15 protein-coding genes and 1 pseudogene are annotated in these 20,914 nt (G+C 60.7%); 10 read left to right on the top strand and 6 right to left on the bottom strand.

The features are described 5' to 3' along the window. Nucleotides 1-113: 113 nt before the first annotated feature. Complete coding sequence (xdhC, locus tag ACYZT8_RS09365; RefSeq protein WP_461980516.1) at nucleotides 114-959, top strand: xanthine dehydrogenase accessory protein XdhC; 846 nt, start codon at nucleotides 114-116, stop codon at nucleotides 957-959. A gap of 8 nt (nucleotides 960-967) precedes the next feature. Next, nucleotides 968-2,272: a guanine deaminase gene (guaD, locus tag ACYZT8_RS09360; protein WP_461980514.1), complete on the top strand. Its 1,305-nt coding sequence runs from the start codon at nucleotides 968-970 to the stop codon at nucleotides 2,270-2,272. A gap of 170 nt (nucleotides 2,273-2,442) precedes the next feature. On the opposite strand, the gene ACYZT8_RS09355 is transcribed toward guaD, so the two are convergent. After that, nucleotides 2,443-3,207: a GntR family transcriptional regulator gene (locus tag ACYZT8_RS09355; RefSeq protein WP_461980512.1), complete on the bottom strand. Its 765-nt coding sequence runs from the start codon at nucleotides 3,205-3,207 to the stop codon at nucleotides 2,443-2,445. Between the two features lie 392 nt (nucleotides 3,208-3,599). Here ACYZT8_RS09355 and ACYZT8_RS09350 point away from each other — a divergent pair, with 392 nt between their 5' ends. After that, the gene (locus tag ACYZT8_RS09350) at nucleotides 3,600-4,790 is read left to right on the top strand and encodes a benzoate/H(+) symporter BenE family transporter (RefSeq protein ID WP_461980510.1); all 1,191 of its coding nucleotides are present in this window, start codon (nucleotides 3,600-3,602) and stop codon (nucleotides 4,788-4,790) included. 124 nt (nucleotides 4,791-4,914) lie between these two features. Here the strand turns inward: ACYZT8_RS09350 and ACYZT8_RS09345 are convergent, their stop codons facing one another. Further along, the gene (locus ACYZT8_RS09345; RefSeq protein ID WP_007896965.1) at nucleotides 4,915-5,259 is read right to left on the bottom strand and encodes a YggL family protein; all 345 of its coding nucleotides are present in this window, start codon (nucleotides 5,257-5,259) and stop codon (nucleotides 4,915-4,917) included. 234 nt (nucleotides 5,260-5,493) lie between these two features. Here ACYZT8_RS09345 and dacB point away from each other — a divergent pair, with 234 nt between their 5' ends. Next, the gene (gene dacB / locus ACYZT8_RS09340; RefSeq protein WP_461980508.1) at nucleotides 5,494-6,954 is read left to right on the top strand and encodes a D-alanyl-D-alanine carboxypeptidase/D-alanyl-D-alanine endopeptidase; all 1,461 of its coding nucleotides are present in this window, start codon (nucleotides 5,494-5,496) and stop codon (nucleotides 6,952-6,954) included. An 80-nt stretch (nucleotides 6,955-7,034) separates the two neighbouring features. Here the strand turns inward: dacB and ACYZT8_RS09335 are convergent, their stop codons facing one another. Continuing rightward, nucleotides 7,035-9,434, bottom strand: a complete 2,400-nt coding sequence (locus ACYZT8_RS09335) for a sensor domain-containing diguanylate cyclase (protein WP_461980506.1) — start codon at nucleotides 9,432-9,434, stop codon at nucleotides 7,035-7,037. 141 nt (nucleotides 9,435-9,575) lie between these two features. Next, the gene (gene rlmKL, locus ACYZT8_RS09330) at nucleotides 9,576-11,846 is read right to left on the bottom strand and encodes a bifunctional 23S rRNA (guanine(2069)-N(7))-methyltransferase RlmK/23S rRNA (guanine(2445)-N(2))-methyltransferase RlmL (RefSeq protein WP_461980504.1); all 2,271 of its coding nucleotides are present in this window, start codon (nucleotides 11,844-11,846) and stop codon (nucleotides 9,576-9,578) included. Nucleotides 11,847-12,374: 528 nt separating this feature from the next. On the opposite strand from rlmKL, the gene rmf reads away from it, so the two are divergent. After that, nucleotides 12,375-12,590 carry a ribosome modulation factor gene (gene rmf, locus ACYZT8_RS09325; RefSeq protein WP_003223300.1) on the top strand — a complete coding sequence of 72 codons (216 nt, stop codon included), beginning with the start codon at nucleotides 12,375-12,377 and terminating at the stop codon, nucleotides 12,588-12,590. Nucleotides 12,591-12,873: 283 nt separating this feature from the next. Here the strand turns inward: rmf and ACYZT8_RS09320 are convergent, their stop codons facing one another. Beyond that, nucleotides 12,874-13,893, bottom strand: a complete 1,020-nt coding sequence (locus ACYZT8_RS09320; RefSeq protein ID WP_131060000.1) for a quinone-dependent dihydroorotate dehydrogenase — start codon at nucleotides 13,891-13,893, stop codon at nucleotides 12,874-12,876. Between the two features lie 231 nt (nucleotides 13,894-14,124). Here ACYZT8_RS09320 and ACYZT8_RS09315 point away from each other — a divergent pair, with 231 nt between their 5' ends. From ACYZT8_RS09315 to ACYZT8_RS09300, 4 genes are all read left to right on the top strand, one after another. Further along, a complete protein-coding gene (locus tag ACYZT8_RS09315; protein WP_461980502.1) occupies nucleotides 14,125-15,336 on the top strand; it encodes a CmpA/NrtA family ABC transporter substrate-binding protein in 1,212 nt (403 codons plus the stop codon). Between the two features lie 15 nt (nucleotides 15,337-15,351). Continuing rightward, nucleotides 15,352-15,927, top strand: coding sequence for an ANTAR domain-containing response regulator (locus ACYZT8_RS09310; protein WP_008146285.1), 576 nt, complete (start codon nucleotides 15,352-15,354; stop codon nucleotides 15,925-15,927). Between the two features lie 371 nt (nucleotides 15,928-16,298). Then, nucleotides 16,299-17,510, top strand: coding sequence for a nitrate/nitrite transporter (locus ACYZT8_RS09305; RefSeq protein ID WP_131060002.1), 1,212 nt, complete (start codon nucleotides 16,299-16,301; stop codon nucleotides 17,508-17,510). A gap of 7 nt (nucleotides 17,511-17,517) precedes the next feature. Then, a complete protein-coding gene (locus tag ACYZT8_RS09300; RefSeq protein WP_461980500.1) occupies nucleotides 17,518-19,188 on the top strand; it encodes a protein kinase domain-containing protein in 1,671 nt (556 codons plus the stop codon). Here ACYZT8_RS09300 and ACYZT8_RS09295 read toward each other — a convergent pair. Then, complete coding sequence (locus ACYZT8_RS09295) at nucleotides 19,174-19,434, bottom strand: hypothetical protein (RefSeq protein WP_461980498.1); 261 nt, start codon at nucleotides 19,432-19,434, stop codon at nucleotides 19,174-19,176. The two genes, ACYZT8_RS09300 and ACYZT8_RS09295, sit on opposite strands and share 15 nt — an antisense overlap. Before the next feature lie 223 nt (nucleotides 19,435-19,657). Here ACYZT8_RS09295 and ACYZT8_RS09290 point away from each other — a divergent pair. Beyond that, nucleotides 19,658-20,914 (top strand): annotated as a pseudogene (locus tag ACYZT8_RS09290) (NAD(P)/FAD-dependent oxidoreductase); the annotation flags it as partial.

Raw genomic sequence — 20,914 nt, 5'->3', positions numbered from 1 at the left:
TAGCTCCCACAGGGTTCGCGGGGAATCCAAAATGTGTGGACACCACAAAACAATGTGGGAGCTAGCCTGCTGGCGATGAGGCCCGAACAGACAACAGAGATGTTGAGGTGAATATGTACAACTGGATCGACGCCCTCGCCGACCTGCAATCCCAGGGTGAACCCTGCGTGTTGGTGACCATCATCGAAGAGCTCGGCTCGACGCCGCGCAATGCCGGCTCGAAAATGGTCATCAGCGCCACCCAGGCCTTCGATACCATCGGTGGCGGGCACCTTGAATACAAGGCCATTCAGATCGGCCGCGAGATGCTCGCCAGCGGCAAGCAAGACACGCACCTGGAGCGCTTCAGCCTCGGCGCCAGCCTGGGCCAGTGCTGCGGCGGCGTGACCGTGTTGCTGTTCGAACCGATGGGCCAGGTTCAGGCGCAGATAGCGGTATTCGGTGCTGGCCATGTCGGCCGCGCATTAGTGCCGCTGCTCGCCAGCCTGCCCTGCCGGGTGCGCTGGATCGATTCGCGGGAAGCGGAATTCCCCGAACAGATCCCCCACGGCATCCGTAAAATCGTTGCCGAAGAACCGGTGGATGAAATCGACAACCTGCCCGCCGGCAGCTACTGCATCGTCATGACCCACAACCACCAGCTCGACCTCGAACTCACCGCCGCGATCCTCAAACGCAACGACTTCACCTACTTCGGCCTGATCGGTTCGAAGACCAAACGGGTGAAGTTCGAACACCGCTTGCGTGACCGTGGTTTCGACAGCGCCGTGCTGCAACGCATGCGCTGCCCGATGGGCATCGGCGAAGTCAAAGGCAAGTTGCCTGTGGAAATCGCCATCTCCATCGCCGGCGAAATCATCGCCACTTATAACGCCAGTTTCGGCCAGCAAACTGCCAACGCCGGAACATCGATTGCCAAACTGCTGCCTGCTTCACGCCGCAGCCAAGCCACGAATTGAGAAATTTTATGCCTCTGACTCGCAAAGCCTACCGCGCCGCCATCCTGCACAGCATCGCCGACCCTGCCGAAGTGGGTATAGAAGCCTCGTATGAGTATTTCGAAGACGGCCTGCTGGTGGTCGATAACGGCCAGATCAGCGCCCTCGGTCACGCCAGCGAATTGCTGCCGACCCTGCCGGCCGACATCGAGATTACGCATTATCAGGACGCGTTGATCACCCCCGGCTTCATCGACACCCACATTCACTTGCCGCAAACCGGCATGGTCGGGGCCTACGGCGAGCAGTTGCTGGACTGGCTCAACACCTACACCTTCCCGTGCGAAAGCCAGTTCGCCGACAAGGCTCACGCCGATGAAGTCGCGGACATTTTCATCAAGGAACTGCTACGCAACGGCACCACCACTGCCCTGGTGTTTGGCAGCGTGCACCCGCAGTCGGTGAACTCGTTCTTCGAAGCCGCCGAACAGCTGGACCTGCGGATGATTGCCGGCAAGGTGATGATGGACCGCAACGCGCCCGACTACCTGACCGACACCGCCGAATCCAGCTACGTGGAAAGCAAGGCGCTGATCGAGCGCTGGCACGGCAAGGGTCGCCTGCATTACGCGGTGACGCCGCGCTTCGCTCCGACCAGCACCCCGGAACAACTGACCCTCGCCGGCCAGTTGCTCAGCGAATACCCGGACCTGTACATGCAGACCCACATCAGCGAAAACCTGAAGGAAGTCGAGTGGGTCAAGGAACTGTTCCCGGAGCGCAAGGGTTATCTGGACGTCTACGATCACTACCAATTGCTGGGCGAGCGCTCGGTGTTCGCCCACGGCGTGCACCTGTGCGACGACGAGTGCGCGCGGCTGGCGGAAACCGGTTCGGCGATCGCGTTCTGCCCGACCTCAAACTTTTTCCTCGGCAGCGGCCTGTTCAACCTGCCGATGGCCGAGAAGCACAAACTGAATGTCGGCCTGGGCACGGACGTTGGCGGCGGCACCAGTTTTTCGCTGCTGCAAACGTTGAACGAAGCCTATAAGGTCATGCAGATGCAAGGCGCGCGACTGAGCCCGTTCAAATCGCTGTATCTGGCAACCCTCGGCGGTGCGCGTGCGCTGCGTCTGGAAGACAAGATCGGTACCCTGAAGCCCGGCACCGACGCGGACTTCCTGGTGCTCGATTACAACGCCACGCCGTTGCTTAGCTATCGCTTGAAGCAGGCCAATAACATTGCCGAGACGTTGTTTGTGTTGATGACGTTGGGGGATGACCGGACTGTTCTGCAGACGTATGCGGCGGGGAATCAGGTGCATCAGCGCTAGTTTTCTTCGGGCATAAAAAATCCCCCGCAATCGATGGTTGCGGGGGATTTTTTTATTGCCTTTGAGACCGCCATCGCGGGCAAGCCACGCTCCCACAGGATTGCGATGATCGTGCGACCGACATCCATCCTGTGGGAGCGTGGCTTGCCCGCGATGGGCGCGACGCGGTATTAGATCTTGACCGCTGGCCGCCCCGGCTTCTTGGTCTGCAACAAATGCGAAAACACCGCATGCAAATCATCCGACGCGCTTTCTTCGTCTAGGTTGAGTTTGCTGTCGATGTGATCCATGTGATGCATCATCAGGTTCACCGCCAACTCACCGTTACGCGCTTCGATGGCGTCGATCAGTTGGGTGTGTTCATCGTACGAACAGTGGGAACGGTTGCCGCTTTCGTACTGGGCAATGATCAACGAAGTCTGCGACACCAGGCTGCGCTGGAAGCTGATCAGCGGTGCATTCTTCGCCGCTTCGGCCAGTTTCAGGTGAAACTCGCCCGACAGACGGATACCGGCGCCGCGATCGCCACGGGAGAAGCTGTCGCGTTCGTCGTTGACCATCTGCCGCAACTCGGCAATCTGCTCGGCGGTAGCGTGCTGAACCGCCAGTTCAGTGATCGCGCGTTCTACCAGACGCCGTGCCAGGAACACCTGACGCGCCTCTTCGACACTCGGGCTGGCAACGACGGCGCCGCGATTCGGACGCAGCAGCACGACGCCCTCATGGGCCAGGCGCGACAGCGCGCGGCGAATGATGGTGCGACTGACCCCGAAAATTTCCCCCAGCGCTTCTTCGCTCAACTTGGTGCCGGGCGCCAGACGCTGTTCGAGGATGGCCTCGAAGATATGCGCGTAGACAATATCGTCCTGGGTGCCGCTGCGGCCGGCTTTGCCTGCTCGCGGTTGTTTCTTAAGGGGCTGCAACTGTTCGTTCATGGGCACTCGAGTCGGGAGAACTGCGGCGAATTGACCGTGACTGTAATACGGCACAGTGGGTCGCTGGCAAGTATCGCGTAAAAAACACCGCGATTGTACACAATGGATGGTGGCAACACGACTGTACGGCTGTTTGTCGCTTCTGCTGTATCGCAACGGTTGGTTACTTTTGAGTTTAGGCTTGAATCCATAAATTTGAGATCCGTACAAACTCTGTGGCGAGGGAGCTTGCTCCCGCTGGGCTGCGAAGCGGCCCCAAAACCAACCTGAGCGCAGCTTCAATCAAAACGTGTTAACAGGGTTTACGACGGCTTAGCCGCCGAGCGGGAGCAAGCTCCCTCGCCACAAAAGCCGCACTGAATTCACCGTTAGCCATAAGGAACACCGCTGTCATGAACGACGCCACGCACACGCAGCTCCGCCCCTTGGCCGATACGTCACCGTCGGCAATCGTCGCCGGCTTCATCGCGATGATGACCGGCTACACCAGCTCCCTTGTCCTGATGTTTCAGGCCGGACAAGCGGCGGGCCTGACCAGTGAGCAGATTTCGTCGTGGATCTGGGCGATCTCGATTGGCATGGCGGTGTGCTCGATCGGCCTGTCCCTGCGGTATCGCACGCCGATCACCATCGCCTGGTCGACCCCCGGCGCGGCGTTGCTGATCACAAGTCTGGGCGGCGTGACCTACGGCGAAGCCATCGGCGCCTACATTACCTGCGCGGTGCTGGTGACCATTTGCGGCCTGACCGGCAGCTTCGAACGCCTGGTGAAAAAGATCCCGGCGTCATTGGCCGCAGCGTTGCTGGCGGGGATTCTGTTCAAGATCGGCAGCGAGATCTTCGTCGCCGCCCAACATCGCACCGGGCTTGTCTTGGGAATGTTCTTCACTTATCTACTGGTCAAGCGCCTGTCGCCGCGTTATGCGGTGCTTGCAGCGTTGCTGATCGGCACAGCGCTGTCGGGGTTCATGGGGTTGCTGGATTTCAGCGGTTTCCATCTGGAAGTGGCGACGCCGGTCTGGACCACGCCGCACTTCTCCCTGGCCGCGACCATCAGCATCGGTATTCCGCTGTTCGTGGTGGCGATGACTTCGCAAAATATGCCCGGCATCGCCGTATTGCGCGCTGACGGCTACACCGTGCCGGCCTCACCGCTGATCACCACCACCGGCATCGCCTCGTTACTGCTGGCGCCGTTCGGCTCCCACGGGATCAACCTCGCGGCGATCAGCGCGGCGATCTGCACCGGGCCGCATGCCCACGAGGATCGTAACAAGCGTTACACGGCGGCGGTCTGGTGCGGGATTTTCTACGGGATTGCCGGGGTGTTCGGCGCGACGCTGGCGGCGTTGTTCGCCGCGCTGCCCAAAGAGTTGGTGCTGTCGATTGCGGCGCTGGCGTTGTTCGGCTCGATCATCAATGGCCTGAGCATTGCCATGACCGAAGTGAAGGAACGTGAGGCTGCGTTAATTACCTTTATGGTCACGGCGTCAGGGCTGACGCTGTTTTCCATTGGTTCGGCGTTCTGGGGGATTGTGGCGGGGGTGTTGACGTTGGTGATTCTGAATTGGCGTAAGGCCTGAAAAACGCAGCCTCGTTTCACTCTGTAGCAGCTGTCGAGTGAAACGAGGCTGCGTTTGCTCTTCCGGACATAAAAAAACGGCGACCCTTGGGTCGCCGCTTCTTTTATGACATCAAGCTATGACATCAAGCTACCGGATTGATCGGCTTTTCCGGGTACCAGACGTCGATCAGCGGGCTGACGGTTGCTTCGGTCAGTTCGCTGCGGCCTTTGAGCCAGGCTTCAACAGCAGCACGCTGCTCTTCGGACACCGAGCCACGCTTCTGCAGGCAAACCAGACCGAAGTCGTCGCCGCCAACATAGCCCAGACCGTTGGCTTCCATGGCTTCTTTCAGGAACGCGTCGAGGAAAGCATCAATGGCTTCATCAGCCAAATCTTCTTTGAAATCCAGGTTCAGCTCGAAACCCAGCTCTTGAAATTCATCGACGCACAGTTTTTTGCGCAGACGCTGGGAACGGTTAGTCGCCATTGGAACAATCCTCATAAGTAATAACGGGCGGCACTTTAGCAGTTTAAGGCGCTGATTGCCCGTCTCTCGGCAGCGCTACGCCTACCGCCGGTAAAAAAATTGCGGATTAGAGGGCCACGGCAAGGCACAAGCCGTTACACCTTGGGGCATAATGCCGACACTTTCATGACCACTGAGGGAATTTATCTTCATGCCCTCGTCTTTTTTCCCCTCGAATGTAGGGTTTTATTTCACATGATCAAATCTTTGCGTCCATTGTTGCTGGCCGGTTTCCTTCTCCCACTGGCCTTCTCCGTTTCCGCCGCCCCCATCAACACCGGTCTGTCACCCAACGTCGAAAAAGCCCTCAAGGCCAGCAAGCTTCCGGACAACGCCCTGTCGCTGGTGATGATTCCGTTGAACGGCCCGGGCACCCCGACCATCTACAACGCTGACGTTTCGGTCAACCCGGCCTCGACCATGAAACTGGTGACCACCTATGCCGCGCTGGAAATGCTCGGCCCGAACCACCAGTGGAAAACCGAGTTCTACACCGACGGCACCCTCAGCGGCGGCATCCTCAACGGCAACCTCTACCTCAAGGGTGGCGGCGATCCGAAACTGAACATGGAAAAACTCTGGCTGCTGATGCGCGACCTCCGGGCCAACGGTGTGACGCAAGTCACCGGCGATCTGGTGCTGGACCGCAATTTCTTCGTGCAACCGCAACTGCCGGAATTCAACGATGACGGTAATGACGAGAACAAACCGTTCCTGGTCAAACCCGACTCGCTGCTGGTCAACCTCAAGGCCCTGCGCTTCGTCGCGCGCAACGACAACGGCCGGGTGCTGATCTCGGTAGAGCCGCCGATTGCCAGCATCCGCATCGAAAACCAGGTCAAAGCCGTCAACTCCAAGCAATGCACCGGTGGCGTACGTTACAACCCGGTGACCCAGGCCGATGGCAGCGTCACCGTGACCGTCGGCGGGCAGTTGGGCGAAGGCTGCAGCTCGCAGACTTACTTGTCGTTGCTCGACCATGCGACCTACACGGCGGGTGCCGTGCGGGCGATCTGGAAAGAACTGGGCGGCAGCATTCAGGGCAAGGATGTTCTGGCGCCCACGCCGAAAGACGCCAAGGTCCTGGCTCGCGCCTACTCGCCGGATCTGGCGGAAATCATTCGCGACATTAACAAGTACAGCAACAACACCATGGCTCAGCAGTTGTTCCTGAGCCTGGGCCAGAAATTCCGCACCGACGCCGACGGTGACGACGCCAGGGCTGCCCAGCGTGTGGTGCGTCAATGGCTGGCGAAGAAAGGCATCACCGCGCCGCACCTGGTGATGGAGAACGGCTCCGGCCTGTCCCGTGCAGAACGTGTGAGCGCCCGTGAAATGGCGGCGATGCTGCAAGCGGCGTGGCGCAGCCCGTACTCCGCCGAGTTCATCAGTTCGATGCCGATTGCCGGCACCGACGGCACCATGCGCAAACGCCTGAAGACCACCGCGATGCGCGGCGAAGCCCACGTCAAGACCGGCACCCTGAACACCGTGCGCGCGATCTCCGGCTTCAGCCGTGACGTCAATGGCAACACCTGGGCGGTGGTGGCGATCCTCAACGACAAAGCCCCGTTTGGCGCCTCGTCGGTGCTGGATCAGGTACTGCTGGACCTGTATCGCCAGCCGAAAGTGCCGGAAACGGCGTCGGTGCTCTAACCCCCGATCCTCCAAACACCATAGATCCTAATGTGGGAGTGAGCCTTTGTGGCTCGCTCCTACAGGGGTTTTGCATGACCTTAGCTGGTTTGTGCTACCACTCGATCCCGTCCCGCCTGCTTCGCCGCGTAAACCCCCGAATCCGCTCGCAGCAACAATGCATCCGCGCCCTCTCCGACTCGCCAACTGGCAATCCCGAAACTGGCGGTCACGGTCCCCACGCCTTCGATCGGTGAACTGCGCAATCCTTGCCACAGTTGCAAGGCCAGCACGTGAGCCTGTTCGCCGTCGATGTCCGGGCACAGCACCATGAATTCCTCGCCCCCCAGACGACAGAACACGTCGGTGCGCCGCAGGCGAAGACTGATGCGCTCGCACACGACCTGCAACACTCGATCGCCCACGGCGTGGCCATGCAGGTCATTGATGCGTTTGAAGTGGTCAATGTCGAGCATGATCACCGACAACTCGCCACCACCACGCTCGACCCGGGCCATTTCGGTGGTCAGCCGCTCCTGGAAATAGCGGCGGTTGTGGATCCCGGTCAGAGAATCGGTGATCGACAGCGCCCGCAGCTCTTCTTCCACTCGCTTCAGATCGGAAATATCGGAAATGTAGCCATGCCAGAGCACGCCACCACCCGGCAGTTCCTCCGGAGTCGCCTCGCCGCGAACCCAGCGCAGGCCGCGCTGAGGCAGTTGCACACGGTATTCCTCGCGCCACGGGCTGAGCGTATCCGCCGACGCGCGGATCGAGGCACGCACGCGAGTCGTGTCCTGTGGATGAATCCGCGTGAAAATTGCTTCGGCATTGAACAACAGAACGTCCGGTTCGAGTTCGTAGATCTCGCGAATCCCGTCGCTGGCGTAGATCACGCTGAAGCGACCGTCGAATTCCATCTTGAATTGATAAATGCCACCGGGCACATGAGCGCTGAGTTTTTTCAGCAACAGGTCGCGCGCGGCCAGGGCTTCGTGAACGCGCTTGCGTTCAGTGATGTCGATGCAGATTGCCAGATGCCCGACCCACAGACCTTGCTCGTCGAGTACCGGGGTCGCGAGCATGTTCACGGCCAGATGGCTGCCATCCTGACGAACCAGCGTCCACTCCCGCGCTTCGTGACCCCCTTCCTCTCCCCCTTCGACCAACATCGCCTGACAGGTCGGAATCGGCTTGCCATAGCGCGCACTCAACTCCGCCGAGCGTGCGACCAGCTCCCGGGGAAAGTGCAGGTTTTCCAGGGTCATGCGACCCACCACTTCAGCGCTGGAGTAACCCAGCATTTGCTCGGCCCCGGCGTTGAACGTGCTGATGACGCCCCGCAGGTCGGTGGCAATGATCGCCACTTGCGTCGCAGCATCCAGCACGCCGCGCAACTGGCCGTGAGTGCCGCGCAATTCCTGCTCGCGGGCGTGCAACTCCTGGGTGCGCTGCTCGACCATTCTCAGCGCACGCTGGCGTTGGCTGACCAGCACGTAAAGCAACGAACTGAGCAGCACACTGAGCAAGCCACCGAGTACCACCAGGCTGGTCACCGAGGAATGGTTGGCTTTCAGAAAGGCTTCGCTGGGCAGGATGTCGACTTGATAGTCGTGGTCGGCCAGACGTAGCAGGCGTGTCGCGGACAATTCGCTGGCCGCAGGCGAGTTGTAGGACTCGTAGAGCACTTCGTGCTGATCGTCGGTGGACAGATCGAGGATGCGCACCGAGAGATAGTCATAACTGGACTCCGGCAGCCCGTCCGCCAACAGCTGGCGCATGCTGATCACGGCCATGACATATCCGTAGGGCTTCGTGGTCGCCGCGGCCACGTCACTCTGACGTTTCACCGGCGCCACCAGCAGCACGCCCCGCGCATAGGCCGGCTCGATGCCGACCAGATGCATCGGTTGCGAGACGGCCATGCCGCCCAGCTTGTCTGCCCGTTCCAGGGTGGCGCGACGCAACGGCTGGGCGAACAAGTCGTACCCGAGCGGCGAGCCGAGCCGGCTTCGGGTCTGGCTGTAAAGCACCGCGACGTACTCATCCCGTTCGGCGGCCAATTGCAATTGGCCGTCGGCATTGAGCTCACGAAGGGTGAAGTCGCTAAACCCCTCTTCGCGCACCTTGCGCTCAAACGCCGCCCGCTCATCACGGGTCACCCGCGCAGCGAATGAATACGCCTCGGTGCGGTGCAGCAGCGGTTGGGTGTAGCCGTCGAACTCCTCGCGGGAGACCGACTCGGAGTTGGCGAAGAACCGGCGCAGGCCGTCGAGGCGCTGTTCCTGATCTTCGAAACGTTCTTCGATGCGGCTGTAACGTTCGCTGGCGAGCAGCTGGAAACGTTGCCGTAATTGATGGTGAAACAGATTCAGTGACGACCAGGCGAGCAAGCCGGTAAGAATCCCGCCGACGACCAATACCAGCAGCGCGACCAGCCAGGCCGAGACGTCTTCACTGATAAATCCCAGGATCTTCGGGCGCACGGCGTGCAACGACATAAACGCAACTCAAAACGCCAGGTGCGGGGAAGCCCATTGGCCATGAGTTGAGTTATAGCTATTAGCCACTAATTTGACCAGCACAGAAAGAACCAAAGAGCCTTTAAAAATCAAGGCTCTGTGGATCCAATCATTCATCTGTCAACGGGCGGTGATTTTCCAGGCACGGTGGATCTTGCCGTTACGGGCGAAATCCGGATCGATGGTCTGGGCGGTGATTTCTTCAACGGCATAACGCTCGGTGAGGTTTTCCTCGAGCGTGAACTTGCGGAAGTTGTTGGAGAAGTACAACACGCCACCCGGCGCCAGGCGCGCCATGGCCAGGTCGATCAACTGCACCTGGTCGCGCTGCACGTCGAAGATCCCTTCCATGCGCTTGGAGTTGGAGAACGTCGGCGGGTCGATGAAGATCAGGTCGTATTCGTCACGGCAGGCGTCGAGCCACGCCATCACGTCACCCTGCTCCAGACGGTTTTTGTCAGAGAAACCGTTCAGCGACAGGTTGCGACGCGCCCAGTCCAGATAAGTTTTCGACAGGTCGACGCTGGTGGTGCTGCGCGCGCCGCCCTTGGCCGCGTGAACGCTGGCCGTCGCGGTGTAGCTATACAGGTTGAGGAAGCGCTTGCCGGCCGCCTCTTTCTGGATGCGCATGCGCATTGGGCGGTGGTCGAGGAACAGCCCGGTGTCGAGGTAGTCCGTGAGGTTGACCAGCAGCTTCACGCCGCCTTCGTTGACCTCGACGAACTTGCCCTGCGCCGCCTGGCGTTCGTACTGCTTGGTGCCGCTCTGACGCTCGCGGCGCTTGACCACCACGCGGTTCTTGTCGATGTTCAACGCCTGGGGAATGGCCGCCAGGGCGTCAAACATGCGCGCCGAGGCTTTTTCCGGGTCGATGGATTTCGGCGCGGCGTATTCCTGGACGTGGACCCAATCCTGATACAGGTCGATGGCCATGGAATATTCCGGCATGTCGGCATCGTAGACGCGGTAGCAGTCGATACCTTCACGCTTGACCCACTTGCCCAGGGCCTTGAGGTTCTTTTGCAGGCGGTTGGCAAACATCTGCCCACCTTCACTCAAGCGCGGTTGCTCGATCACCGGAGCGGGTGCCGCGGCCGGTTTGATCGGGTTACCGTTTTTGTTGTACTGGCGTTCCTGCGGCTCGTTCGGCGCTTGATCGTATTCCGCCTGCTCGCGCTCGACCTGACGCTGTTCCGGGGTGCGACGCTCGCCGGTGACGAACTGGTCCGGCGTGACTTTGATCAGCAGCAATTTGCACGGCAAGGCGCCGTTCCAGAACGAATACTGTTTGTGGCTGCGGATGCCCATGCGCTTGCCCAGGTCCGGCGCGCCAGTGAACACCGCCGCTTCCCAGTTCAGGCACGCCTGACGCAGACGCTCGCCAAGGTTCTGGTAGAGGTAGAGCAGGCTCGCCTCGTCGCCCAGACGCTCGCCGTACGGAGGGTTGCAGATCACAAGGCCTTTTTGGTTCTGGTCCGGACGCGGCTCGAACGTGCCGACTTCGCCCTGGTAGATCTTGATCCACTCGCTCAGGCCCGCACGCTCGACGTTGTTGCGGCCCGGTTGAATCAGGCGCGGGTCGGCTTCGTAACCGCGAATCCACAGCGGTGGCTTGGCCAGACCGGCGGCGGCGCGTTCGGTCGCTTCTTCGTGCAGTTTTTTCCACAGCGCCGGGACGTGACCGAGCCAGGCGGTAAAGCCCCACTGCTCGCGACGCAGGTTCGGCGCCATATCGGCGGCGATCATTGCCGCTTCGACGAGGAACGTACCAACACCGCACATTGGGTCAGCCAGTGCGCCGCCATCGGCCGCAATGCGTGGCCAGCCGGAACGAATCAGGATCGCGGCCGCGAGGTTTTCCTTCAGCGGTGCCGCGCCCTGCTGCAAGCGATAACCGCGCTGGTGCAGGCTGTGGCCGGAGAGGTCGAGGGAGAGGATCGCTTCACCACGGTCCAGGCGCAGGTGAATGCGCAGGTCCGGGTTGAGTTTGTCGATGGACGGACGGTCGCCTTGCGGGGTGCGCAGTTTGTCGACGATGGCGTCTTTGACTTTCAGGGCGCCGAAGTGAGTGTTGTCGATGCCCGAGCCGTGACCGCTGAACTCGACGGCCAGGGTGCCGTCATTGAGCATGTGGTCTTGCCACTCGATGTCGAGCACGCCGTGGTACAGGTCTTCGGCGTCTTTCATCGGGAACCGCTTGAGCACCAGCAGCACCCGGTTCGCCAGACGCGACCACAGGCACAGGCGATAAGCGGTTTCCATGGTGGCCATGCCGCGCACGGCCGAAGTGTGCTCACGCGCTTCTTCAAGGCCAAGCCCGACGGCTTCCTCGATGAGCAGGCCTTCAAGGCCTTTTGGGCAAGTGAGGAAGATTTCGAATTGATCGGACATTGGAATTTCAGAGCCTTTCTAAGTGAACCGGCAACGCATTGCCGGCCCGGTTTTCAATCAGGCGCTTTTCTAAAAGAGCGCCCGCGTGGCACGAAGGTGTGCCGTCCCACCCGTGCTGCTCAGGTTAGAAGAGCTTAGATGCACGGGCAGATAAAAAAGTTGAAGCAACAAAATGTCATAAGTCGACCCTTCGTCGAATAGTCATCCTGCTCAACAGGAGCCATTCTCACTAAAGGATTAACCCCATCATCCTGCGGGGGGCCGATCATACAGGGCTTTGACCAATAAACACGGGACAAACATCGCGTTACTTATGGCCTTAGCATCTTTCTGGTTACGTTCTTATGACAAAACGATCATTCCCTCGATGTGACGCATTGGTTAGAACTCAACACAGGTTGACGTCGCAACGGCGTCAACACCTTGGCTCGCGACGCCGGCAGCGAGCCCCAACGGCAGGATTTTTTCTGCCAGACCTCAATTGAGGTCGACGCGATAAATACAGTCAACAAGTGAGGGCAACACCCTATGAGAAGACTTAAGCGTGATCCGTTGGAAAGAGCATTTTTGCGCGGATATCAATATGGCGTTGGTGGCAAATCCCGTGAGCTTTGCCCATTTACTCTACCGTCGGTACGTCAAGCCTGGATTAACGGCTGGCGAGAAGGACGCGGCGACAACTGGGACGGTATGACCGGCACTGCGGGAATCCATAGACTCAACGAACTTCACGCCGTCGGCTAACACAGGGCACACACTCCGACACGACAATCTGATTACGTAACGACTTACCACGCACGCCCCATCCGGGCGGCGGGCTCCGGCCCAGGGGCTCCTTCGAGGAGCCCTTTTTTATGCCTGCTGAAAACTTACGCGAGTGAAATCGCTTTTGTGGCGAGGGAGCTTGCTCCCGCTGGGCTGCGAAGCGGCCCCAATACAGTCAACCTTGTAAGTCAGGAAAAACACGACTGCTTCGCAGCCGAGCGGGAGCAAGCTCCCTCGCCACAAAGGCTCGCTCCTACAGGGTTCAGCGTAGGGCGGCGATAGCGTCGACGGACTCGCGAATCAGCGCCGGGCCTTTGTAGATAAAGCCGGAGTAAAGCTGCACCAGGCTCGCGCCCGCAGCGATTTTCTCGGCCGCGTGCTTGCCTTCGGTGATGCCGCCCACGGCGATGATCGGCAAGCGGCCGGCCAGTTCTGCGGCCAGTACCTTCACGGTGTGGGTGCTCTTGTCGCGAACCGGTGCGCCGGAAAGACCGCCCGCCTCGTCACCGTGCTCCATGCCTTCGACGCCCACGCGGCTCAGGGTGGTGTTGGTGGCAATCACTGCGTCCATCCCGGTTTCGATCAACGCCTGCGCGACCTGCGCGGTTTCTTCATCGGTCATGTCCGGCGCGATCTTGATCGCCAGCGGTACATGTTTGCCGTGGCGCAACGCCAGTTCCGCGCGACGGGTCGCCAGATCGGCGAGCAATTGCTTGAGCGAATCGCCGAACTGCAGGCTGCGTAGGCCCGGGGTGTTCGGCGAGCTGACGTTGACCGTCACGTAGCTGGCGTGGGCGTAGACCTTGTCCAGGCAGATCAGGTAATCGTCGACCGCGCGTTCAACCGGGGTATCGAAGTTCTTGCCGATGTTGATGCCCAGCACGCCCTTGTACTTGGCCGCCGCCACGCGGGCCAGCAGGTGATCGACGCCGAGGTTGTTGAAACCCATGCGGTTGATGATCGCCTCTGCATCCGGCAGACGGAAAATCCGTGGTTTCGGGTTGCCGGGCTGCGGACGCGGGGTGATGGTGCCGATTTCGACGAAGCCGAAACCCAGCTGGGCGAAACCGTCGATGGCCGCGCCGTTCTTGTCCAGACCGGCCGCCAACCCTACCGGGTTCGGAAACTCCAGCCCCATGACGTTCACCGGCATTTTCGCCGGCGCCTTGCACAGCAAGCCGTTGAGGCCCAAACGCCCGCCCGCGCCGATCAGGTCCAGGGACAGATCGTGGGAGGTTTCCGGGGAAAGTTTGAACAACAGCTGACGGGCCAGGGTGTACATGGGCGGTTTTGACTCGAATGGCGGCGAAATGAGGCGGCGATTATAGCCGGGCATCGCGGTCGCAAGCGAGGCGCGCAACAAAATCAGCGGGCGATGGCATATGCCTTGCACCATCACTGGCATCAGCACTCATGCCAACGACGGGATGAGTCGAAAGACAAAGGCGTCGTCACTTGGCCTTGCCCTGGCAAGCAGCCCGGTACGACGCTTTTTTTTGAAAGGTGTTCAGCCATGAATGAAACCACAACGGGTCCATTGGCCTGGGTCAATGGCAGCGATGCCCCGGAAAAGACCGAAATCAATCTGGGCTTCATGGCCCTGAGTGACTGCGCCTCGGTGGTGGTCGCGGCTACGCAGGGTTTCGCACAGCCTTACGGCCTGACCCTGAACCTCAAGCGCCAGTCGTCCTGGGCTAACTTGCGGGACAAACTGGTCAGCGGCGAACTCGACGCCGCCCACAGCCTGTACGGCCTGATTTACGCCGTGCATTTGGGCATCGGTGGCGTGGCGTCGACCGACATGGCGGTGCTCATGGGCCTGAACCAGAACGGCCAGAGCATCAACCTTTCTCATGGCTTGCAAGCCTTGGGGGTGACCAGTCCTGAAGCACTGGACCGGCACGTGCACCAAAGTCGCCCAAAACTGACCTTCGCCCAGACATTTCCCACCGGCACACACGCCATGTGGCTGTATTACTGGCTGGCGAGTCAGGGTATTCATCCGTTGCAGGACGTCGACAGCGTAGTGGTGCCGCCGCCGCAAATGGTCGCGCACCTGCAAGCCGGGCGCATCGATGGCTTTTGCGTCGGCGAGCCGTGGTCCGCCAGCGCGGTGAAACAGAATCTGGGGTTCACGATGGCGACGAGCCAAAGCATCTGGCCCGATCACCCGGAAAAAGTTCTCGGTTGCACCCGCGCTTTTGTCGAGCAATATCCCAACACCGCCCGGGCGCTGGTGATGGCGATCCTCGAAGCCAGTCGCTTCATCGAAGACAGCAGCGAAAACCGCCGCAGCACCGCGAAGTTGTTGAGTGCGCCCGAATACCTCGATGCGCCGCTCGATTGCATCGAACCGCGCTTGCTCGGAGACTACGCCGATGGCCTCGGCAATCGTTGGCAGGACCCGCACGCGCTGCGCTTCCATGCGAGCGGTGAGGTCAACCTGCCGTATTTGTCCGACGGTATGTGGTTCATGACCCAGTTCCGCCGCTGGGGCTTGTTGCGCGACGACCCGGACTACCTCGGTGTGGCCCGTCAGGTCCAGCAACTAGACTTGTTCCGTGAGGCCGCCAGCGCAGTCGGGGTTGCCGCCGGGAGCCAGGAAATGCGCAGCAGCCAGTTGATCGACGGCAAAATCTGGGACGGCTCCGACCCGACCGGCTACGCCCGCAGTTTCAAGCTGCACGCCATGAGCGACAGCTCACCCCTTCTCGCCAGCCGCTGACAGGAGACTGCGAATATGTTGCGTATCCTGCTGATCAACGACACCGCGAAGAAAGTCGGTCGCCTGAAAGCGGCCCTGACCGAGGCCGGGTTCGAGGTCATCGATGAATCCGGCCTGACCATCGACTTGCCCGCGCGCGTCGAAACGGTGCGCCCGGACGTGATTCTGATCGATACCGAGTCACCGAGCCGCGATGTGATGGAGCAAGTGGTGCTCGTGAGCCGCGACCAACCGCGGCCGATTGTGATGTTTACCGACGAACATGATCCCGATGTGATGCGCCAGGCGATCAAGTCCGGGGTCAGTGCCTACATCGTCGAAGGCATTCACGCACAACGCTTGCAGCCGATTCTCGACGTGGCCATGGCACGCTTTGAAAGCGACCAGGCCCTGCGTGCCCAACTCAACGCCCGCGACCAGCAACTGGCCGAGCGCAAGCGCATCGAGCTGGCCAAAGGGCTGCTGATGAAAATGAAGGACTGCAACGAGGAAGAGGCCTACACCCTGATGCGCCGCCAGGCCATGAGCCGGCAGCAGAAGCTGATTCAGGTGGCGGAGCAGATTATTGCCATGAGCGAACTGCTTGGCTGACTCCATACCTTTTGTGGCGAGGGAGCTTGCTCCCGCTGGGCTGCGAAGCGGCCCCATAAAATCCAGCTGCCTTACCTGTTTTGTGAGTGCTGCGCACTCAAGCGGGAGCAAGCTCCCTCGCCACAACAATCTCCTTAGACCCCCACTCCAGGCTGTTGGCACAGATCTGGCTAAGTAATCCACACAGGTAACCAACGGCGGTTACCCCACCTACGACAAAGACGTCGCTCACCTCATTTGCCCATGGCGAATCGGGTGGCGGCGTTTTTTCGTTTTGGCCCCAGAGATCGGGGCCGGTGGTGCGGCCGAGGCGGCGCCCCACCTGCAAGCTACTGACTCCTTCTCGAGACTCCCTACAGCTGAGGTGCGCGATGAATTCAAGCTTCTGGAAATCCGGTCACAAGCCGACGTTGTTCGCAGCGTTCCTCTATTTCGACCTGAGTTTCATGGTCTGGTACCTGCTCGGCCCCCTGGCGGTGCAGATCGCCGCCGACCTGCACCTGACCACCCAACAGCGCGGGCTGGTGGTGGCCACGCCGATTCTGGCCGGCGCCGTACTGCGCTTTGTCATGGGCTTGCTGGCTGATCGCCTGTCGCCGAAAACCGCCGGGTTGATCGGCCAGGTGATCGTTATCTGTGCGCTGTTCGGTGCCTGGAAACTCGGCATCCACAGCTACGAGCAAGCGCTGGTGCTGGGCCTGTTCCTCGGCATGGCCGGTGCGTCGTTCGCCGTCGCGCTGCCGCTGGCCTCGCAATGGTATCCGCCGCAGCATCAAGGCAAAGCCCTGGGCATCGCCGGTGCCGGTAACTCGGGCACCGTGCTCGCCGCATTAATCGCCCCGGTGCTGGCGGCCGCAGTTGGCTGGAGCAACGTGTTCGGTTTCGCCCTGATCCCGCTGATCCTGACCATTATCGTTTTCGCCTGGCTGGCCAAAAACGCCCCTGAGCGGCCGAAAGCCAAGTCCATGTCCGACTACTTGAAGGCATTGGGCGACCGCGACAGCTGGTGGTTCATGTTTTTCTACAGCGTGACCTTCGGCGGCTTCATCGGTCTGGCCAGCGCCCTGCCCGGCTACTTCAACGACCAATACGGCCTGAGCCCGGTGACCGCAGGCTACTACACCGCGGCTTGCGTGTTCGGTGGCAGCCTGATGCGTCCATTGGGCGGCGCGCTGGCGGACCGTTTCGGCGGAATTCGCACGTTGCTGGGGATGTACACGGTCGCAGCGGTCTGCATCGCGGCGGTGGGCTTCAATCTGCCGAGTTCCTACGCGGCACTGGCGCTTTTCGTCTGCACCATGCTCGGTTTGGGTGCGGGTAACGGTGCGGTTTTCCAACTGGTCCCGCAGCGCTTTCGTCGGGAGATTGGCGTGATGACCGGTTTGATCGGCATGGCCGGCGGCATCGGTGGTTTCGCGCTCGCGGCAGGCATGGGCGCGATCAAGCAAAGCACCGGCAGCTATCAACTGGCCTTGTGGTTGTTCGCCAGCCTCGGCGTACTTGCCTGGTTCGGTCTGCACGGGGTGAAACGTCGTTGGAGAACCACCTGGGGTTCGGCCGCTGTGACTGCGGCCCGGGTCTGAGGCCTTAATGAGCCTGCAACTGAGCTTTGCCGAAGCGAGCGCCATCGGCCCTCGCGAGGAGAATCAGGACGCCTTGCGCCTGGTCACTCCGGCCCCGGCGCTGGCGGCGAGCAAGGGTTACCTGTTCGCCATCGCCGACGGGGTCAGCCAGTGCGCCGACGGCGGTCTCGCCGCCCGTTCGACCTTGCAGGCACTGGCGCTGGACTATTACGCCACCCCGGAAACCTGGGGTGTCGCCCAGGCGCTGGATCGCCTGCTGCTGGCGCAAAATCGCTGGCTGCAGGCCAATGGCGGTGGGCAACCGCTGCTCACCACGGTCAGTGCCTTGGTCATGCGCGGCAGGCGTTTTACCCTGGCCCATGTGGGCGATTGCCGGGTTTATCGCTGGCACGCGGACACGTTGCAACGGGTCAGCGAGGATCACGTCTGGGACCAACCGGGCATGCAGCATGTGCTCAAGCGGGCGCTGGGGCTCGACCAGCATTTGGTCCTGGATTTTCTCGATGGCGAATTGGTGTTAAACGAAAGCTTCGTGCTGCTCAGCGACGGTATCTGGGCAGTCTTGGGCGACACCGCCATCGCGGCAATTCTGCGCGATCAACCGGACCTGCACAGCGCTGCGCAAACCCTGGTCAGCGCAGCGCATCTGGCCGGCAGCCAGGACAATGCCAGTGCCCTGCTGGTGCGGGTCGATGCCCTCGGTGAAACGAGCATCGGCGATGCGCTGATTCATTTGCAGCAATGGCCCCTTCCACCCGCACTGAAACCGGGTCAGGTGTTCGAGGGTTGGCAGGTCGAAGGGATTCTTGGTCAGAGCCAGCAGTCGCTGCTCTATCGGGTTCGCGACAGCCAACAACAACCCTGGCTGCTGAAAACCCTGCCCGCTGCGCTGCGCGACGATCACCTGGCCGGGCAGGCATTGCTGTCAGAGGAGTGGTTTCTCAAACGTGTGGCTGGCCGGCATTTCCCTGAAGTCCATGCCGCCAGCCAGCGTCAGCATTTGTACTATGTGATGCGCGAATATTCCGGATCGACCCTGGCAGCCCTGCACGAACAGGTCGCAGCGCTGCCGCTGGCGCAATGGCAGGATTTGGCCGAGCGCTTGTTGAAGGCCGTCGGCATGCTGCATCGCCGGCAGATTCTTCATCGTGACATCAAACCGGAAAACCTGTTGCTGGGCGACGACGGTGAGTTGCGCCTGCTGGATTTCGGCCTCGCCTATTGTCCGGGCCTGTCCGAGGATCAGCCGACGGCCCTGCCCGGAACACCGAGCTACATTGCGCCGGAAGCCTTTCGCGGTGATACACCGACTCCGCAGCAAGACTTGTATGCCGTCGGCGTGACCCTGTATTTCCTGCTGACCGGGCATTACCCCTACGGCGAGATCGAAGCCTTCCAGCGACCACGGTTTGGCGTGCCCGTCAGCGCCAGCCGCTACCGCCCCGACCTGCCGGACTGGATCGCCCAAAGCCTGGAACGCGCGGTGGCGGCGGATCCGGGTCAGCGCTTTGAAACGGCGGAAGAGTGGTTGTTGCTGTTGGAACAGGGGGAGCGACGCAGTTTGAGTGTGCGGCCCAGACCGCTGCTGGAGCGCGAGCCGTTGAAGGTGTGGCGGACGTTGGCGCTGGTGATGTTGGTTTTGAATCTGGTGCTGCTGGTTTTGCTATTTCATGGCTGACCTTGAACCCCTGTAGCAGCTGCCGAGCTGCGCGAGGCTGCGTTCGGCGACGCAGTCGTCGTAAACCCTGCCAATGCGGTTTTCCTGACGCACCGCAGAGGCTGATTTCACGACGACTGCGTCGCCGAACGCAGCCTCGCGCAGCTCGGCAGCTGCTACAGAAACCGCGCCAATTGCGGGCAACGTGCATTTAATCGGTGCAAAAGCGTTCCCATCAAATGCCGAGACCGCGACAAAACCCTTCAAATCCGGGAACCTGAAGCACTTGGCACAACCACTGCATTACTTCCCCCAACAGACATAAAGCCCAGCCTTCAACGACGAAGGATGCGCTTCCCGAGAGAACGGGACCAGGACAAAGGCGTCCTCGCTAGGTAACTAGCGGGACGCCTTTTTTTGTTTGCGCAAAATTTGTCGAGCACGACCTGAAAGCCCTGATGAGGCGGGTCCGAGCTCCCCGGAGAACCTGATGAGAAAATTAAAACTGGTGATGATCGGCAACGGCATGGCCGGGGTCCGTACCCTGGAAGAACTGCTCAAGCTGAGCAATGAGCTGTACGACATCACCGTCTTCGGCGCCGAACCCCATACCAACTACAACCGCATCCTGCTGTCGCCGGTTCTGGCCGGTGAGCAGACTTTCGAAGAGATCGTGCTCAACGATCTCGACTGGTACCTGGACAACGACATCAAGTTACTGCTCAACCGCAAAGTGGTGGAGATCGACCGGGTCAAACGCCGCGTGATCGCCGAGGACGGCAGCGAGGCCGAATACGATCGCCTGCTGATCGCCACCGGTTCGACCCCGTTCATCCTGCCGATTCCCGGCAATACTTTGCAGGGCGTGATCGGCTATCGCGACATCGCCGACACCCAGGTCATGATCAACACTGCGAAAACCCACAAGCACGCCGTGGTAATCGGGGGCGGCCTGCTCGGTCTGGAAGCTGCCAATGGCCTGATGCTGCGCGGCATGCACGTCACCGTGGTGCACATTGGCGAGTGGTTGCTGGAGCGGCAACTGGATAAAACCAGCGGTCAACTCCTGCAAACCGCTCTGGAAGCCCGCGGCCTGCATTTTCGTTTAAGCGAGCAGACAAAGGCCCTGCACGATGCCGGCAATGGCCGGGTCGGTTCGGTTGAATTCAAGAACGGCGACATCATCCCCGCCGACCTGGTGGTGATGGCCGCCGGTATTCGCCCTAGCACTGAACTGGCAGAAAAATCCGGCATTCCCTGCAATCGCGGGATTCTGGTCAATGACACGATGCAAACCTACGACCCTCGGGTCTATGCCATCGGCGAATGCGCTAACCACCGAGGAACGGCCTACGGCTTGGTCGCGCCGCTGTTCGAGCAAGCCAAGGTCTGCGCCAACCACCTTGCGCAACTGGGCTTCGCCACCTACAAGGGCTCGGTCACGTCGACCAAACTGAAAGTCACCGGCATCGACCTGTTTTCCGCCGGCGACTTCATGGGCGGCGAAGGCACCGAAACCATCACCCTCTCCGACCCGATCGGCGGCGTGTACAAAAAACTGGTGATCAAGGATGACGTGCTGGTCGGCGCCTGTCTGTACGGCGATACGGCGGATGGCGGCTGGTATTTCCGGCAGATTCGTGAGAACCAGGATATCGACGAGATCCGCGATCACCTGATGTTTGGCAGCTCTTCGTTTACGGAGCAGGCTTTCGGCGACGCAGGGCACCAAGGTCGGGAAGCAAGC

It is taken from the genome of Pseudomonas sp. LB3P93 (assembly GCF_054898025.1).
This window is presented reverse-complemented; position numbering and strand designations above follow the sequence as displayed.

Coding starts and splice junctions, on each gene's coding strand:
- xdhC (WP_461980516.1), top strand. CDS start 114: ATGTACAACTGGATCGACGCCCTCGCCGACCTGCAATCCCAGGGTGAA.
- guaD (WP_461980514.1), top strand. CDS start 968: ATGCCTCTGACTCGCAAAGCCTACCGCGCCGCCATCCTGCACAGCATC.
- ACYZT8_RS09355 (WP_461980512.1), bottom strand. CDS start 3,207: ATGAACGAACAGTTGCAGCCCCTTAAGAAACAACCGCGAGCAGGCAAA.
- ACYZT8_RS09350 (WP_461980510.1), top strand. CDS start 3,600: ATGAACGACGCCACGCACACGCAGCTCCGCCCCTTGGCCGATACGTCA.
- ACYZT8_RS09345 (WP_007896965.1), bottom strand. CDS start 5,259: ATGGCGACTAACCGTTCCCAGCGTCTGCGCAAAAAACTGTGCGTCGAT.
- dacB (WP_461980508.1), top strand. CDS start 5,494: ATGATCAAATCTTTGCGTCCATTGTTGCTGGCCGGTTTCCTTCTCCCA.
- ACYZT8_RS09335 (WP_461980506.1), bottom strand. CDS start 9,434: ATGTCGTTGCACGCCGTGCGCCCGAAGATCCTGGGATTTATCAGTGAA.
- rlmKL (WP_461980504.1), bottom strand. CDS start 11,846: ATGTCCGATCAATTCGAAATCTTCCTCACTTGCCCAAAAGGCCTTGAA.
- rmf (WP_003223300.1), top strand. CDS start 12,375: ATGAGAAGACTTAAGCGTGATCCGTTGGAAAGAGCATTTTTGCGCGGA.
- ACYZT8_RS09320 (WP_131060000.1), bottom strand. CDS start 13,893: ATGTACACCCTGGCCCGTCAGCTGTTGTTCAAACTTTCCCCGGAAACC.
- ACYZT8_RS09315 (WP_461980502.1), top strand. CDS start 14,125: ATGAATGAAACCACAACGGGTCCATTGGCCTGGGTCAATGGCAGCGAT.
- ACYZT8_RS09310 (WP_008146285.1), top strand. CDS start 15,352: ATGTTGCGTATCCTGCTGATCAACGACACCGCGAAGAAAGTCGGTCGC.
- ACYZT8_RS09305 (WP_131060002.1), top strand. CDS start 16,299: ATGAATTCAAGCTTCTGGAAATCCGGTCACAAGCCGACGTTGTTCGCA.
- ACYZT8_RS09300 (WP_461980500.1), top strand. CDS start 17,518: ATGAGCCTGCAACTGAGCTTTGCCGAAGCGAGCGCCATCGGCCCTCGC.